This window comes from Paenibacillus sp. J22FR21 (assembly GCF_056269135.1).
Genome location: NZ_JBWDNJ010000005.1, coordinates 153,118 through 168,527 on the forward strand (window position 1 = coordinate 153,118; position 15,410 = coordinate 168,527).

Below are 15,410 nucleotides of genomic sequence, written 5' to 3' on the forward strand. Positions count from 1 at the left end.
GCGCGAACCGCCGCCCGGTACGCGGCCTCGCTCGCTCGAACCTACAAAAAAACGGGGAAAACCGGCCCTTAAGCCGGCGTTCCTCCGCTATAATCGATCAGCTGCTTTTCTGCGTGACGCTCGATCGCAAGCGCGATCAATGTATCGAGAAGTTCCGTATACGGAACGCCGCTTTCCTTCCACATCAGTGGATACATGCTGTACGGCGTGAAGCCGGGCATCGTATTCACTTCATTGATGAACAGCTGGCCATCTTCCTTGCGCATGAAGAAGTCGACACGCGACAAACCGGAGCCGTCAATCGCAAGGAACGCGCGAAGCGCCATTTCTCGAACGGAATCCGAGACTTCTGCCGGGATGTTGGCCGGAATATGCATCATCGATTTGCCATCGATGTATTTCGCCTTATAGTCGTAGAACTCGCTCGAAGATGTAATTTCGCCGACAACAGAAGTACGCGGCTCATCGTTGCCAAGCACGCTTACTTCGATTTCACGCGCGTCCACGAACTCCTCGACGATGACTTTACGGTCAAATCGAAGCGCATAATCCACAGCCGCGATGAGCTCTTCACGGTTGCGCGCTTTGGAGATCCCAACGCTCGAGCCAAGGTTCGCCGGTTTCACGAAGCAAGGATAGCCAAGTGCGGTTTCAATTTCCATGATATAAAAGTCGTCCGAATCCTTCTGCCACTGCGTGCGGTTGAAGTAGCGGAACACGCACTGGGGTAAGCCTTCTTGCGCGAAAACTTTCTTCATCGTGATTTTGTCCATGCCGACTGCCGAAGCCAGAACGCCTGCCCCAACATACGGGATGTTCGCCATCTCGAATAAGCCTTGAATCGTGCCGTCTTCACCGAATGTACCGTGCAGCAGCGGGAATACGACGTCAATTTGACCATCATCAGCCGCTTCGACCGCATCCACCTGTTGACCCACGGAAGAGATCGTCACAGCTCCGGGTACCGAAGAGATGTCAATAGACGCATCTTGAAGCTCCGACAATTGTCCTCCGAATACCGGCATTAACGCTCCGGTACCGATAATCGCATCGCTGCCGGCCAGCCGCAGCTGCTCCAGACCGCTTGGCGCAGCCAGCAGCGTATCCCCTGCGCGCCACTCGCCGTCTTTACCAATATAGAAAGGTTTAATTTCGTATTTGCTGTAATCAAAAGCTTTCATGACCGCAAGAGCGGTTTGTAGAGAGACCTCGTGCTCGCCTGAGCGTCCTCCGTAAACAAGTCCTACGCGCACTTTCTCCCCCATGATTCATCCTCCGGTTATGTTAAAATTCCCATACGTATGGGTTGTCATACTCACCTGGGTTAATGCGCAGCTAAAACTCATCCGCAATATGAAAAAAACGGTATTTCGTCTGCTCCGTCCATGCATAGGAATCCTGATAATCCCAATAACGATGACGGCTTGCAACCGTGTTGGCATTCACAAGCGGCATGCCCGCTGCATCGAATGCAGTGACAACCGTACTGTGCTGGAAGCGATTATCGCCGCTCCAGTCATACGTGATTACATCGCCAAGGGCAAGCTGATCGGCGGAATCGACAACAGTCGCTCGCAACGCCGAGCTGTTAGAAGACGACAACAAAGTCTTCAGTGCATTGGATACAGCCCAGCTGTAGCTCCAATTTTCTCGGCCGCCGCTGAAGCCGCGGTACCACCAGCCGGAATCCCTTTTACCAGTATAGTTCATCGGTGCGCTGCCTGCAAAGAGACATTGGGACACGTAATTCGTGCAATTCACCTCAAAATTTTCGTACCCGGGATTAGCTTCGTTCCACCAACGATCCGCATAAGCAGCCGCCAAATCCCTCCTATATCTGACACCTGCACGAGTATGTTTGAAAAACGGCAAAACATCATAATTTATATAGGGTATGGATTGCTGCTGACTGCCGGAAGAAGCTTCCCGCTCCTGCATCAGCTCGGCGGCAAGGATGGCATCGGACGAGCTGTAGCGCGGCCGCCGCTCCGAGACAATCGGCTCGATTCGGGAGATGAAGTAATCGTCTTCCTCTGCGCTCAGCCACAGCCGTTCGCGATCACAGCGTTCCTCCTGATACGTGCGTCCATTATGATCCATGGTTCGTTTGATGCGCAGCTCAATAAGCACCACCACTTCCGACCGCGAGCTGGACTCGCTGATTCGGATAAGCTCGGCGCTCGTCTCGCTGCGCGAAGGAAGAACGCCGCGAAGCAGCTCCTGCTCACGCAGACGGTCCAGCCGCTGTGTAAACCGGTGCAAGTGATCCTCATCTCGGATGATTTCTTCGAACGGCGGCGCATAGCGATCGATTTCGGCTTGATTGTACAGCTTTACGTAGCGATGGACAGCAGCTTTCCAGCCTTGAAGCTGTGTCTGCTGCGAGGACGTTGGCGACTCCGACTTAGGCTCGCGGCTGCGGCTCGGCTTGCCGCTGCTTCCCGGTTCCGCTCCCAGTAGAGTCGCCCGGCTCTGCACCGTACTTTTTTTCGGTGCTGAAGGTTTATTGGTTCCGACCCATATTCGAGTTCGCGGCACGCTGGTTCCCCTCCTTGTTTCTGGCATAAGGACAGCACGGAACCGAACACCAGTTGGGTGCATAAGCGACTCGTGCGTGACTATAGCCGTATTTTTCCTTGGACCGATAAAGTTGGTTCATTATATGTGCAGGCGGGCGAATTCATGTAAAAACGGGCGAAACATCTTCCCCGGAAGGTGATATTTGCACTTTCTAAATCGAATAAAAAACGCTATACTTAGGGTATCAAATGTTTTTTGAAATTGTGTTTCACACAGTGAAACCACAAAATGATTATGGATGCCAAGGAGGCGCGAATTGCAAATGACACATCAAAACGAATACTCCGTTCGCGAATCGCTTGAAGTCGGCGGTAAGCCCTTTGCTTACTACCGCTTGGGCGGTCTGGAAGAGCAAGGCCTGGGACAAATCTCGAAGCTCCCTTTCTCCATCAAGGTGCTTCTTGAAGCAGCTGTCCGTCAATTCGACGGTCGCGCAATTACGAAAGAACATGTCAAGCAGCTTGCAACTTGGGCTGATGGCCGCGAAGACAAAGAAATTCCATTCATCCCTGCACGTATCGTACTGCAGGACTTCACCGGCGTACCGGTTGTAGTCGATCTGGCAGCAATGCGCGATACCGTGAAGAAATCAGGCGGCGACCCTAAACAAATCAACCCGCTCGTTCCGGTTGACCTTGTAATCGACCACTCGATTATGGTGGATGCATTCGGTACACCTGAAGCACTTGAGTACAACACAGACATCGAATTCAAACGTAACGGAGAGCGTTACCGTTTCCTTCGTTGGGCGCAAACGGCATTCGAGAACTTCCGCGCAGTACCACCGGGAACAGGTATCGTTCACCAAGTTAACCTCGAGTACTTGGCTTCCGTTGCAGCAACGAAATCCATCGACGGCGAAACTGTCGTTTACCCGGATTCCCTTGTAGGTACGGATTCCCATACAACGATGATCAACGGTCTTGGCGTAGTCGGCTGGGGCGTTGGCGGTATCGAAGCAGAAGCAGGTATGCTTGGCCAACCGCTTTACTTCGTTACACCGGAAGTTATCGGCTTCCGCCTTACAGGCAGCTTGGCAGAAGGCTCAACAGCGACTGACCTTGCACTGACGGTTACACAAATCCTTCGTAAGAAAGGCGTAGTTGGCAAATTCGTCGAGTTCTTCGGCCCTGGTTTGTCCAACATCAGCCTTGCTGACCGTGCAACAGTTGCTAACATGGCTCCTGAGTATGGCGCTACGGTCGGGTTCTTCCCGGTTGACAGCGAAACAATCAACTTCCTGCGCGCTACCGGCCGCGAAGAAGAGCAAATTGCACTCGTTGAAGCTTATTACAAAGCACAAGACATGTTCCGTACAGATGATACGCCGGAGCCGACTTTCTCCGATATCGTAGAACTTGACTTGTCCACAATCGTACCTTCCCTTGCAGGTCCGAAGCGTCCGCAAGACCGCGTTGAGCTGACGAACATGAAAGAAGAGTTCAACAGCATCATTCGCACGCCGATCGACAAAGGCGGCTACGGTCTGAGCGACAACAAGATCGAAGAATTCGTAGAAGTGAAACACACGAACGGCCAAGTTAGCAAAATGGGTACCGGCGCAGTTGTAATCGCAGCTATCACAAGCTGTACGAATACGTCCAACCCAAGCGTAATGCTCGGCGCTGCACTCGTAGCGAAGAAAGCTGTTGAGCGCGGGTTGAAGAAACCGGCTTACGTGAAGAGCTCCCTAACACCGGGTTCCCTGGTTGTTACCGAATACTTGAAGAGAGCGAACCTGCTTGAGTCCCTTGAAGCACTTGGCTTCCACGTTGCCGGCTATGGCTGCGCAACTTGTATCGGTAACTCCGGTCCGCTTCCGGATGAAGTAAGCAAAGCAATCGCGGATAACGATATGACGGTTGCGGCTGTTCTTTCCGGTAACCGTAACTTTGAAGGCCGCGTTCACGCGCAAGTGAAAGCCAACTACCTGGCATCTCCGCCGCTGGTCGTTGCTTACGCGCTTGCAGGTACAGTGAACATCGACCTGTCCTCCGATCCAATCGGTTATGACAGCAAGAACGAGCCTGTATATTTGAAAGACATCTGGCCAACATCCAAAGAAATTGCGGATACAATTGCTGCGGCAATGGGTCCTGACATGTTCCGCGACAAATACGCTAACGTATTTACGCAGAACGAGCGTTGGAACGCAATCGATGTACCGACAGGTGAAAGCTATGAGTGGGATGACAAATCCACTTATATCCAGAACCCGCCGTTCTTCGAAGGCCTTGGCGCTGACATCGGCGACATCGCGGACATCAAAAGTTCGAGCGTACTCGCGCTTCTTGGCGATTCCGTTACGACTGACCATATTTCGCCGGCTGGTAACATCAAGGCTGACAGCCCTGCAGGCGAATACCTGATGAAACACGGCGTGGACAGAGTCGACTTCAACTCCTACGGTTCCCGTCGTGGTAACCATGAAGTTATGATGCGCGGCACATTCGCCAACATTCGTATTCGTAACCAAGTGGCTCCAGGCACAGAGGGCGGCGTAACGACTTACCTGCCAACTGAAGAAGTTATGTCGATCTACGATGCTTCCATGCTGTACCAAAAGAACAACAAGAACCTTGTCGTTATCGCTGGCAAAGAGTACGGAACAGGCAGCTCCCGTGACTGGGCGGCAAAAGGTACGTTCCTGCTCGGCGTAAAAGCCGTTATCGCAGAAAGCTTCGAGCGTATTCACCGCTCCAACTTGGTAGGCATGGGCGTACTGCCACTGCAATTCCAAGCAGGAACAAGCTGGAAGACGCTGAACATTACAGGCCGCGAAACATTCGATATCGTGGGACTTAGCAACGATGTTCAACCAAGCCAAACGGTTCAAGTCGTCGCTACTCGCGAAGACGGAACTACGTTCGAATTCCCGGCTATCGTTCGTCTTGATTCCATGGTTGATGTCGATTACTACCGGAACAGCGGTATTCTTCAAACCGTTCTCCGCCAAATGATCGCAGCAAACAACAACAACTAATTGCAACGCAAACAATTAAGCGGGTCCGCTCCTCATGGAGCGGACCCGCTTTTTCTGTTTATCTATATCAGACATGCCCAGACTTGGGTTTTAACTTCGATAAGCTCCTAAGCATGTTCATAAAGTTAGTGGTGTATTTCTCGGAAGAGAAATGCTGTTTAATATGCTTCTCGGCATTCTTGCGAATGTTGTTGCGAAGTGAAGTGTCCTTCATTAGTGATTCGCCTTGGATCACGGCTTGATTGACGTTGCCGCGCGCATACAGCTTCCCTGTTACATCATGAATCAGAAATCTCCGGATACCATCAGAATCCGTTGTCAGCACCGGACAACGGCAGAGCATCGCTTCCGCTACCGCATAGCCGAAGCCTTCCAGAATGGAGGTCGAGCAGAGAAATCCCCCCGAATCCCCAATGACCGAGAAATAGTCTGCAATTTGCTCATGCGGAATGTTCGAATAGGCAATGAGTTTATGCTGCAATTGCAGGCCGTTAACCCATCTGTCATAATGCTCCTTCTCCACCGGTTCGCCCAGTGTCGTATCGCCAAAGATCCACAGATAGCCTTCAGGATGTTTTTGCAGCATGCGGGATCCAATGAGAAGAAACTCCCGCCAGTTCTTATTGGCCTCAATTCGGCCGACCCAGCCAATGATCGGAAACGGCTTCGGCGGATAAGAGCTGTAGCCGAACCCCTCCGTATCCAGCGGATCGTCAAAGCAGAAATGAGGGATTCCTTGCAGATGCGCCGCCATCAGCTCCTGCAGATGACTCGTCTGCGGGTACAGCACGCCGTCTGCCGCCTGCAGCACGCGCGCCGATATATCGGTGAGCACCGCGCTAGCGGTTTGCAGCGTTCCCAGGCCCTGAATTTCAAAGATAAGATGTCCTTTAAAACCGGCCTTCTTGATGGTCAGCAGCATCATCACATCTGTACATACGACGATGGCATCGTAGTTTTGCCTTTGGATCAGCTTGGCGATGGAAGCCTCATCATTCATCACGAAAGTAGGAATGTCTTTAATGTTTTTGAGTCCCTCGCCATCCAAGGAATAGAGCAAGTGGCATTCCACGTCCATTTTCTTAAAGGCCTGACAGCGAATCCGATTGAGTGTTTCCATCCCGCCGCTGGGATTAAAGAAGGTAAATAAAAGTTTCATCCCGGATCACTCATTTGAGCAAAATTAGCTTTCACATACTCAACCAGACTTTGCCTGCGGAACAGCTCGTCGTACATCCCGGCTTTAGCACATTCAGTGCTGGAATGACGGTAACCAACCGCGCTGCCATCCTCGGTGTAGTAGTTGGACATGAGATCGGGAGCGGCTTTCTCCATCTCATTGTGCAGCACCGTAAGCTCCATTAAGTCATTAAAGAGACGCGGTCCAAGGATGTAGCTGTAAGGCGTTTGAATCATCTGAGTAGCGTGAAGCAGCGCCGTTGCCACATTGGCATTCGGGAACCATTTGAAATCCGTCGTCGGATGGGAAATGTGCGACAGATCAGCCGTTACCCGCATGTCCGGAGAGAGATCCAGGATATAGCATGTATAGTTACTGAAGGTTTGCTCGTAGAGGTTCTCGATTCGCGCGATCGCCTCTGGACTAGACTCCTTCACCGGAAATAGTATCGTCGTGTAGGGGGCAATCCCCCTGCGCATCCTGGCACGATGTCTGGCCAAATGATACGCGTACCGCCATATGCGGTGCTGGGCGGTCGATTGCAGCGTTGCTGATACACTAAACGTGGAGTTCACGCGATAATCGAGCAGCTCCACCGGAATATACTTGATTTTGCAATGCTCCGTAATACGCAGCCAGTAATCATAATCCTCTACCGGTACAAGCTCATAACCGTCAATCTGTTTGGCATAAATCGATTTATACATAAAAGAGACACCGATGAGAGAGGAATCCAGCAGCTTCTCAATGGGCTGCGATTGATACTGCCGCTGGACGGCGAGCAACTTCTCATCATAGATCGTATGCCCTTCGTTATCGACCGATTGGAATGAGCTATAGACAAGGCCCAGCTCCTGCGGTCCTTTCACTAAGGCGTTTCGAAGCGTCTCCAGAAATCTCGGATAGTAGACATTATCGCTGGACACCCACGTTAAATAGTCAATATTGGGCATGTCATGTAGATATTGAAAGCCGGTGTTCAGCGCTTTGGCGACTCCCTGATTATAAACATGGGAAACGATTTGCACTCGTTTATCGCCTTGAATGAGCATGCGGACGAGCGGCTCCATTTCTGGTGCCCCGTCAATGACAATAATTAGCTTGAACTGCTGGAACGTTTGCTTAAGCACGGATTCCAGCGCCGCTGCAAGGAACGCCGGTTTCTGCTTGTATAGTGGCATGACAACCCCTAAGTCGATCATACTGTCACTCCTTCCAATGCACCATCCTGTACTATTGTATTTATATGGCATCCGTTTGCTTGTGCGGCTATCCCTTGAGGCGTTAGCCTTTTCATAAAAAAAATGGGAATTCAGCGCCATTCGCTAAACTCCCATCTCTAATCTTGGACCTTATTACTATGGTGTTGTCGAGAAAGCAGTAATTTCCTGCCAATCCATCGCAAGCATCTGTTGGCCATCAACAGGTAAACCGTAATTATCCACCCCGAAAGCCGTAAAGGCAACCTCTGAAAGTACCCCTGATGCATTTACCTGAATTTCATAGGCAATGTCGCCTGCAATATTAAACTCACGAGAATCGCTCGATTTGCCGGGCAGATTATAGCCGGTTAGATAGATCAGCGTAAGCGTATTCGTCGTTGGAGGTACAACATAGACCTCAATCAACACCAAAGCCGTCGTGCTAGTGATGTTCCGTGCGTTTATAACAACACCTGTAGCGGGCGTCGGTAAATCGTTATGAATCAATCCGGATGTAAACGGCATGTCCTCACCTCCTATATGTCAATTAATTACATTTTATTCCTTTCATAGCATGAATGATTGGGAAATAATCCACCTCCAATCACACATTTTCAATCATTTCGTGATACTTTAACAAGCAATATTCGACAAACTCCGTACAATACATTATGAAAATATTAATTTGTAAAGGAGGATAAATATGACCAATTTTAACTTTCAGGTCACGCCGTCAGGGAATCCTAAATTCGAACCGAGTGTAGCTGTCAACTTACTCATTCCGGGCATCATGCTTTCGGTTGCCGTCGACGAGTCATCAGGTCCCCCTCTGATTGGTCTGTATCGTTCCTTAGACGGCGGATTCAGCTGGGCCAACAGCCTGCTTCCTTTGCCCCCGGGATTTAACGGCGCAGAAGCTCCTGTTGTGTCGTATGGATTCCCAAATATCTTTATTGTGACGGCTCACGTATTCCCTGGCGAAGAATATGGTACAACCGTCGTCTACAAGTCCCTCGACAATGGTGCGACATTCAGCGCACCCGTGATTGTCAACCCAGGCTTTGGATCGTATATTAACAACGATGAAACAAACTGCACGGTTGATGCCTCGCAAGCGAGTCCTTTTATCGGGAATATGTATGTTACGTATAACCGCCAATTCAACGTTGATAATGGCGGTAACTCGGTTGCCTTCTTCAATCGATCCAGAGATAACGGCACCACCTGGGATCAGCCTTTGCTGCTTTCGAACGAAGCCGATCAAGTTGAACGGCCCGATATTACAGTGGATCTGGTCGGTGTTGTCGATGTCGCTTATGTCACAGTTGACCCCAGTTTCAACTTCATCGTTCGTCAGTCGACTGACGGCGGTGCTTCCTTTCCAAACGCTGTCATCGTCTCGAACGTCGTCCCTGTCCCTTCCCCTCTGCCCGTTGTCGGATATAACTTCCGCGTACTCACCTTTGCCAATATTTCAACGGATCGTTCGGTAGGCCCCTTCACGAACCAGGCCTATGCCGTGTGGCAGGATAATCGGCTTGGTTATGCCGATATCTTTATGTCTAAGCGAGCACCCGACACGAACAACTGGACGATACCGGTCAGCATAACAGGCGCTCCGGCCAATTCGCAAAACTTCTTCCCAGCCATTGATGTCGATCCATTAACAGGGGTTGTCAATGTCATTTATTACAGCAACCAAATTAACGGCTTTGACCTCGACGTTTATGTGGCCCGGTCGATTAACGGCGGAGCTACTTTTACGAACACAAGGATCACCAACGTCTCGTTCAATCCGAATGCCAGCAGCCCTACACCGGTTCCGCTCATCGGCGATTATATCGACATTGTCAGCGTTCCGCCGGGCGGCTATATCGGCGTATGGATGGATACAACGCCAGGAACGTTCTGTATCTTCGCAGGCTATTCAGATGTCATTATTCCATAGGTTATTCGTACAAAAAAGAGTCGAGCTCGAAGGCAAATGCCTTTAGCTCGACTCTTATTCGTTTATTTCAACATGACGCCAAGCCGGCGCGCCGCCTCAATAACAGCAAGCGCTTGGCTGCGCATGATTTCCGTCGTCAGCCGATTCGCCGGACCGGACACGGACAATGCCGCGACCAGCTTGCCCGTGCGAGAGAAGACCGGCGCAGCAACCGCTGCCGCACCCTGCTCGCGCTCTTCCACGCTCATCGCGTAACCGAGCTTCTGCCACTCCGCCATCTGCTCCCGATACTGGTGCCGGTCGAAGGCTGCCGGCCACGAGGCGTCAGCAAGCAGCTCTTCGCGTTTGACAGACTCCTCGAAGGCGATAAGCACTTTGCTTGATGCACCGACATACAGCGGCAATCTTGCTCCAATCGGAGCCACCCTGCGTATGGCCTGGATGCTCTGGACCGCTTGAATGCGAATCCGCTCATTGCCGTCACGCAGATACAGGCTGACGGTTTCCCCCAGCATATCGCGCAGTCGCTCCATCTCCGGCAGCCCGATAACAGCAGGGTCATCCGCGCCTGACATATTCGCCGACAGTTCCCAGATGCGAAGCCCAAGCTTATAGCGATCCGATGCCGCATCGCGGGCTACGAAGCCTCGTTCCTCAAGCGTGGCGAGCATGCGATGCACGGTGCTTTTATGCAGCCCTACGTTATCGGCAAGCTCCGTCATCGCCCACTCCTTCTTCACCGTAAAGCAAAGCAATATATCCAGTGCTCGTTCGACAGCACGAACCGTTGATTTTCCATCCTCAGCCATAGTAAGTTGGCTCCTCGCTATAGTTTCACTCAGTGAAACTTGGTTACAGTCAGTATAACGTAAGGATGGCGGCTCGGTAAAGCTTTGCCCCCAGAATTGACTTATTTTACAGCCATGTTACAGGACGTTAACATTACGTCGACACGCATTGACAGGCCACGGCAGCGCGCCATACGATAGGAATATAGAACTAGTTAAGCGCTTTCATTATTCTACTGGCAATCGTTATCATAATTACTCTTCTTAAGGGGGCATCCACCATGAGCACAACGACACTGAGTCCTGCACTTCCCGCAGCCGGCGGCTTTACGCCCGGACTGCTCCCCCCGCTGCTCCCTTCGCCGCAAGTACCCGAACGGGCAAATGCCGGAACACGCACACGCCGCAAACATGCTGCACTTGCTGTACTGTCAGCCATGGCAGCCTTGCTGCTGTTCACTGCGCTCGCCTTCCACGGCTATGTCGCATGGGTAATCGCACATCCTTATGTACCTGCGTTATACTCGAACCCGAAGATTGCTCAAGGGCTGGATTACAGCGATGTCTCCTTCCCAAGCAAGAGCGGCCGCACGACCGTACACGGCTGGTATATCCCCGCAGTAGGAGCGGCAACACATTCCGACAGAACGGTTGTTTTCAGCCACGGCTATGGCGCGAACCGTGAGGAAACTTGGGTGCCTATGTACGAGCTGGCGGCACTCCTGAATCGGCTGCACTATAATGTATTCATGTTTGATTACGGCTACGCCTCCTCCGGCCAGCGTTCTCCGGCTACAGGCGGTAAGGAGGAATCGCAGCAATTGCTGGCGGCGGTCAATTATGCGCGGTCGCAAGGCGCTGACGAGGTAGTTGTCTGGGGCTTCTCGATGGGAGCCGGCACCGCGCTGCAGGCAGCGCTGCAGACAGATTCGACGGACAGCATCGATGCGATGATTCTCGACAGTACGTTTCTCCCAAGCTCTGATTCCTTATACAATAACGTACGCCAATATATGGATTTACCTAAATACCCATCCATCCCGATTATCGAATGGATGCTCCCGTTCTTCACCGGTGTAAAGTTTAATCAGCTGCCTGTGGAGCAGGTACTGCAAACGACCTATACTATGCCGCTCTTCATTATGCATGGCACCGCAGATGCGATAGCACCGGTGGCCACCGCAGAGCAGGTGTCTGCAAGCCAGTACAATTCCCTCTCTCGGGAGTGGATCGTGGAAGGCGGTATGCATGAGATGCTCTACCGTACCCATCCGAAAGAATATATTCAGCGCGCTGCGCTGTTCCTTAGTCAAGTCGATGCCGCTCGCAAATCCACAGCAGCCGCTTAAAACAAAAGGCTCTTTCTTGTTCAGACCGCCGATGACCGGCAGCCTGCAAGAAAGAGCCTTTATAGTTATTATTGCTTAAGCAGCGAGAGAAACTCCGAACGGAGCGCCGCGCTTGTGCGGAAGTCACCGCGGACTGCCGACGTTACCGTCTTGCTGCCCGACTTCTTCACGCCGCGCGCGCACATGCACAAATGCTCGCCTTCGACGACTACCATAATGCCATGGGGCTGAAGCACTTCATCCATAATATCCGCGATTTGCGAAGTAATGCGCTCTTGCACTTGAAGACGGCGTGTCACCGCATCAACCAGACGCGCAAACTTGCTCAAACCTGCGATCTTGCCGCTTGGAATATACCCGATATGCGCTTTGCCGAAGAACGGAGCCATGTGATGCTCGCACTGGCTGTAGTACACAATGTCACGTACGATAACCAGCTCTTCATGCTGCTCGTCAAACGTAACACCCAGCACTTCGCGCGGATCAACCTCATAGCCTGCGAAAATTTCCTCATACATACGCGTTACGCGTGCCGGTGTTTCCAGCAAACCTTCGCGCTCCACATCTTCTCCGATGAGCTTCAATATTTCACGAACATGATGCTCTATCTGTTCCCGATTCGATGAAACGGCTGCATTGACGTAATCTTTCTTGCCCGCCATATCTGCAACGTCTCCTTTCCTGTGAACCAATCGCCCTTGCCTATTATTTCCGTCCGCCCGGCCGATTGTTCCCCTTCGTAAATTGCTGGTTCTTCATCATTTGCTGTGCTTTAGACATTTGTTGGTTATTCATATTGTAGCCCATTTGCTTTGCCATCTTTTTCAGCATTTCCGGATCGTTTTGCATCTTCTCCAGCTGCTTGCGCAAGTAGTATACGCCCGCGAAAAAGCCGCCAACAGCGCCGACTATGAGCGTAATGATCGAAATAATGACCGTCCACATTGTCATCTCACCTTGTCCTTATCTGTAAGTATATTGCAACTTATAATAGCATGTAGGACCATGCGTTCGCAAACAATCTGTAAAGGAAAGTAGGACCCCAGCTTGCAGAAGGGATCCTCCTATGTCCGAACGCTATAACTGCGCATGGCGGGCACTGTGTTGGAGCAAATTGGCACGAACGTTCATTAGAGAATCCCAGCTTAACCCAGCACTTGTTCAATAAACACCGTCGTATGCTTCGCCATATCAATCTCGCGGCTCTCCACGCTGTCATTCGACTCACGTTGAAGGACCCGTACGATTGGCCGCCCCGGCAGTCCGCGGTGCTGTCCAACGACAATGCCCGTCTCCTTCGTCGTAAGCCTGACCGACACACCGTTCGGGTAAATCGAAACAATCCGCATGAAATGAACAAGAATCTCGTGATCCAGGCGCGTTCCCGACATCGCCATCATCCGCTCACAGGCTTCATGCGGAAGCAGTCTTCCACTGCCTTCACCTCCGCTTGTGAGCAGGTTATCGAAAGTGTTAGCCACCGCCACAATGCGGGAATACAAGTGAATTTGATCCCCGATCAGTCCGCGCGGTTCGCCTGTCCCATCCACATGCTCATGATGCTGAAAGGCAACATGAGCGATAAGAAGGCTGAACTCGCGTTTGGCCTTCAGCAGCTCGAAACCTCTCCACGTATGGCGCTTAGGCTCGTCATTCTCCCCATCCGCCTCAAGGTCCGGCTTCCCGAGATCATGCAGCAGCGCACCGATTGCCAGCTCCTTCAGCTGCACTTGATTCAGCTGCAAGCTGACACCGAGCAGAGATGAGATCATGCAGACATTCATCGCATGAATATACTCCGCATTATCACGCGTTCGGATGTCGTTCAATTGAACGAGCACATCCTTATTGCGGATCACATCGAAGAGCAAATCTTCAATCGTTAGACTGATTGAGCGAGAGTTGAAATCCTTGCCGGAGCGAATCGAGTCCATCGTCTCGGACATCTGCTTAATGATGCCGACCTTCGTTTCCTCCGACAGAATCTCTTCTTGCTCCTCCATCTCCTGAATGCCGGCATCTTTAATATAGACATTGGTGACGCCAATGCGTCTTAAGGTGCTGATCATGAAGACCGTCAGCTGCACATTCGAGGAAAGCAGCACCGCCCCGTTGACGGCGTAGATCGTCTTGCCAAGAATATCGCCTGGTTCAACCGCTTCGATATCGACATATTTCATGATGTCTACCTCTTCCCCATATCTTTACGTCGAAGCTGTCATACTCATGAGCGCGTCCTTAATCGCTTTCTGTACCGTTTCATCCTGCTCGCGCAGCGCAGCCGATTGGAGCACTTCCACCGCGACCTCGCCGCCGATGCGGCCAAGCGACCATGCGGCAGTTGCTCGCAGCTCAAACCGCGCATCCGTGCGCAGCACATCCGCAAGCGCAGGAACCGCGCTTGCATCCTTGAAGTTGCCAAGCGCGATAACTGCGTTGCGCTGAATCGGTTTCCTCCCGCGCCAAGACGAGGAGCTGTTGCCGTACTGTTCCTTGAACGCCCGATTCCCTATTGTGAGCAGCGGTACCAGAAGCGGCTTTACTTTGTCGTGATCAGGAATAAGCTCCGGATGGTGAGTGGCATTCTTACCCTTATTCTCGGGACAAACGACCTGACAGGTATCGCAGCCATAGAGCCGATTGCCGATCTTGCGCATCAGCTCATCGGTCACGACGCCTTTGGTCTGCGTGACGAAGGAGATACAGCGCTGTGAATTCAGCTGTCCCGGTGCCACAAGCGCGTCCGTCGGACAGGCATCGATACAAGCTGTGCAGCTGCCGCAGCTCTCCGTGACAGGCGCATCCGGCGGAAGCGGCAAATTCGTAATCATCTCGCCGAGGTACACATAAGAGCCCCACTCCGGCGTAATAATCGAGCAGTTGCTGCCAATCCAGCCGATCCCGGCCCGCTCTGCTACTGCACGATCTGAGAGCGCTCCCGTGTCCACCATGCTTAAGAAGCGTCCTTCAGGCACGCGTTCCAGCAGCCAAGCTTCCAGCCGCCGCAGCCGCTCGCGCAGGACGCCGTGATAGTCATCGCCCCAAGAGGATCTCGAGAACAAACCGCGCCTTGCTCCCGGCTCGGACTTCGGCGGATCCACAAGCTTAGATGGATAAGCGATTGCAATCGCAATAATGGACTTCGGATCTTCGAAGAGCAGCGAAGGCTCCGTCCGTTTATCAAGGTCCGGCTCTTCGAAGCCGGACTCATAGCCAAGCTCCCGATGCCGCACCAGCCGCTGCTTCAGCTCCGTGAACGGCTCCGCGGAAGCGATTCCGATTTTGTCGATGCCAAGACTCGCCGCAGCGTCCTTCATCTCGGCTTTTAACTGTTGCCAGTTGATCTTGTTCATGCTGCTCCCGTCCAACTCGGAGTCTCC

General features: G+C 52.1%; 13 protein-coding genes. 3 read left to right on the forward strand and 10 right to left on the reverse strand.

Features of this window, described 5'->3' with window-relative positions:
• Nucleotides 1–68 precede the first annotated feature (68 nt).
• Entirely contained in the window at nucleotides 69–1,265 is a 1,197-nt protein-coding gene (locus AC0YNS_RS19180) for a D-alanine--D-alanine ligase (RefSeq protein WP_475782588.1), read from the reverse strand.
• Between the two features lie 70 nt (nucleotides 1,266–1,335).
• Nucleotides 1,336–2,538 (reverse strand): amidase domain-containing protein, encoded by a 1,203-nt coding sequence (locus AC0YNS_RS19185; RefSeq protein ID WP_475782589.1) that lies wholly within the window; start codon nucleotides 2,536–2,538, stop codon nucleotides 1,336–1,338.
• A gap of 304 nt (nucleotides 2,539–2,842) precedes the next feature.
• Here AC0YNS_RS19185 and acnA point away from each other — a divergent pair, with 304 nt between their 5' ends.
• On the forward strand, nucleotides 2,843–5,563 hold the full coding sequence (gene acnA / locus AC0YNS_RS19190; protein ID WP_475782590.1) for an aconitate hydratase AcnA: 2,721 nt from the start codon (nucleotides 2,843–2,845) through the stop codon (nucleotides 5,561–5,563).
• Nucleotides 5,564–5,630: 67 nt separating this feature from the next.
• Here acnA and AC0YNS_RS19195 read toward each other — a convergent pair whose 3' ends face one another.
• The 3 genes from AC0YNS_RS19195 to AC0YNS_RS19205 form a co-directional block, all read right to left on the reverse strand.
• Entirely contained in the window at nucleotides 5,631–6,722 is a 1,092-nt protein-coding gene (locus AC0YNS_RS19195; RefSeq protein WP_475782591.1) for a glycosyltransferase family 4 protein, read from the reverse strand.
• On the reverse strand, nucleotides 6,719–7,945 hold the full coding sequence (locus AC0YNS_RS19200) for a glycosyltransferase family 2 protein (protein ID WP_475782592.1): 1,227 nt from the start codon (nucleotides 7,943–7,945) through the stop codon (nucleotides 6,719–6,721). Before AC0YNS_RS19200 ends, AC0YNS_RS19195 begins: the two co-directional genes overlap by 4 nt.
• A gap of 156 nt (nucleotides 7,946–8,101) precedes the next feature.
• Entirely contained in the window at nucleotides 8,102–8,470 is a 369-nt protein-coding gene (locus AC0YNS_RS19205) for a hypothetical protein (protein WP_475782593.1), read from the reverse strand.
• A 178-nt stretch (nucleotides 8,471–8,648) separates the two neighbouring features.
• Here AC0YNS_RS19205 and AC0YNS_RS19210 point away from each other — a divergent pair, with 178 nt between their 5' ends.
• Complete coding sequence (locus tag AC0YNS_RS19210; RefSeq protein ID WP_475782594.1) at nucleotides 8,649–9,893, forward strand: exo-alpha-sialidase; 1,245 nt, start codon at nucleotides 8,649–8,651, stop codon at nucleotides 9,891–9,893.
• Between the two features lie 62 nt (nucleotides 9,894–9,955).
• Here the strand turns inward: AC0YNS_RS19210 and AC0YNS_RS19215 are convergent, their stop codons facing one another.
• Nucleotides 9,956–10,702 carry an IclR family transcriptional regulator gene (locus AC0YNS_RS19215; protein ID WP_475782595.1) on the reverse strand — a complete coding sequence of 249 codons (747 nt, stop codon included), beginning with the start codon at nucleotides 10,700–10,702 and terminating at the stop codon, nucleotides 9,956–9,958.
• A 260-nt stretch (nucleotides 10,703–10,962) separates the two neighbouring features.
• Here AC0YNS_RS19215 and AC0YNS_RS19220 point away from each other — a divergent pair, with 260 nt between their 5' ends.
• Nucleotides 10,963–12,030, forward strand: a complete 1,068-nt coding sequence (locus tag AC0YNS_RS19220; RefSeq protein ID WP_475782596.1) for an alpha/beta hydrolase — start codon at nucleotides 10,963–10,965, stop codon at nucleotides 12,028–12,030.
• Between the two features lie 68 nt (nucleotides 12,031–12,098).
• Here the strand turns inward: AC0YNS_RS19220 and folE are convergent, their stop codons facing one another.
• The 4 genes from folE to queG form a co-directional block, all read right to left on the reverse strand.
• Nucleotides 12,099–12,692 (reverse strand): GTP cyclohydrolase I FolE, encoded by a 594-nt coding sequence (folE, locus tag AC0YNS_RS19225; protein WP_475782597.1) that lies wholly within the window; start codon nucleotides 12,690–12,692, stop codon nucleotides 12,099–12,101.
• A 43-nt stretch (nucleotides 12,693–12,735) separates the two neighbouring features.
• Entirely contained in the window at nucleotides 12,736–12,975 is a 240-nt protein-coding gene (locus AC0YNS_RS19230) for a YneF family protein (protein WP_475782923.1), read from the reverse strand.
• A 200-nt stretch (nucleotides 12,976–13,175) separates the two neighbouring features.
• Complete coding sequence (locus tag AC0YNS_RS19235; protein ID WP_475782598.1) at nucleotides 13,176–14,210, reverse strand: HD-GYP domain-containing protein; 1,035 nt, start codon at nucleotides 14,208–14,210, stop codon at nucleotides 13,176–13,178.
• 24 nt (nucleotides 14,211–14,234) lie between these two features.
• Nucleotides 14,235–15,383, reverse strand: a complete 1,149-nt coding sequence (gene queG, locus AC0YNS_RS19240; protein ID WP_475782924.1) for a tRNA epoxyqueuosine(34) reductase QueG — start codon at nucleotides 15,381–15,383, stop codon at nucleotides 14,235–14,237.
• Nucleotides 15,384–15,410: the final 27 nt, after the last annotated feature.

What these genes read in the sequence shown, in the direction of transcription:
- AC0YNS_RS19180 (WP_475782588.1), bottom strand. Translation starts at nt 1,265, where the DNA reads ATGGGGGAGAAAGTGCGCGTAGGACTTGTTTACGGAGGACGCTCAGGC.
- acnA (WP_475782590.1), top strand. Translation starts at nt 2,843, where the DNA reads ATGACACATCAAAACGAATACTCCGTTCGCGAATCGCTTGAAGTCGGC.
- AC0YNS_RS19195 (WP_475782591.1), bottom strand. Translation starts at nt 6,722, where the DNA reads ATGAAACTTTTATTTACCTTCTTTAATCCCAGCGGCGGGATGGAAACA.
- AC0YNS_RS19200 (WP_475782592.1), bottom strand. Translation starts at nt 7,945, where the DNA reads ATGATCGACTTAGGGGTTGTCATGCCACTATACAAGCAGAAACCGGCG.
- AC0YNS_RS19205 (WP_475782593.1), bottom strand. Translation starts at nt 8,470, where the DNA reads ATGCCGTTTACATCCGGATTGATTCATAACGATTTACCGACGCCCGCT.
- AC0YNS_RS19210 (WP_475782594.1), top strand. Translation starts at nt 8,649, where the DNA reads ATGACCAATTTTAACTTTCAGGTCACGCCGTCAGGGAATCCTAAATTC.
- AC0YNS_RS19215 (WP_475782595.1), bottom strand. Translation starts at nt 10,702, where the DNA reads ATGGCTGAGGATGGAAAATCAACGGTTCGTGCTGTCGAACGAGCACTG.
- AC0YNS_RS19220 (WP_475782596.1), top strand. Translation starts at nt 10,963, where the DNA reads ATGAGCACAACGACACTGAGTCCTGCACTTCCCGCAGCCGGCGGCTTT.
- folE (WP_475782597.1), bottom strand. Translation starts at nt 12,692, where the DNA reads ATGGCGGGCAAGAAAGATTACGTCAATGCAGCCGTTTCATCGAATCGG.
- AC0YNS_RS19230 (WP_475782923.1), bottom strand. Translation starts at nt 12,975, where the DNA reads ATGTGGACGGTCATTATTTCGATCATTACGCTCATAGTCGGCGCTGTT.
- AC0YNS_RS19235 (WP_475782598.1), bottom strand. Translation starts at nt 14,210, where the DNA reads ATGAAATATGTCGATATCGAAGCGGTTGAACCAGGCGATATTCTTGGC.
- queG (WP_475782924.1), bottom strand. Translation starts at nt 15,383, where the DNA reads ATGAACAAGATCAACTGGCAACAGTTAAAAGCCGAGATGAAGGACGCT.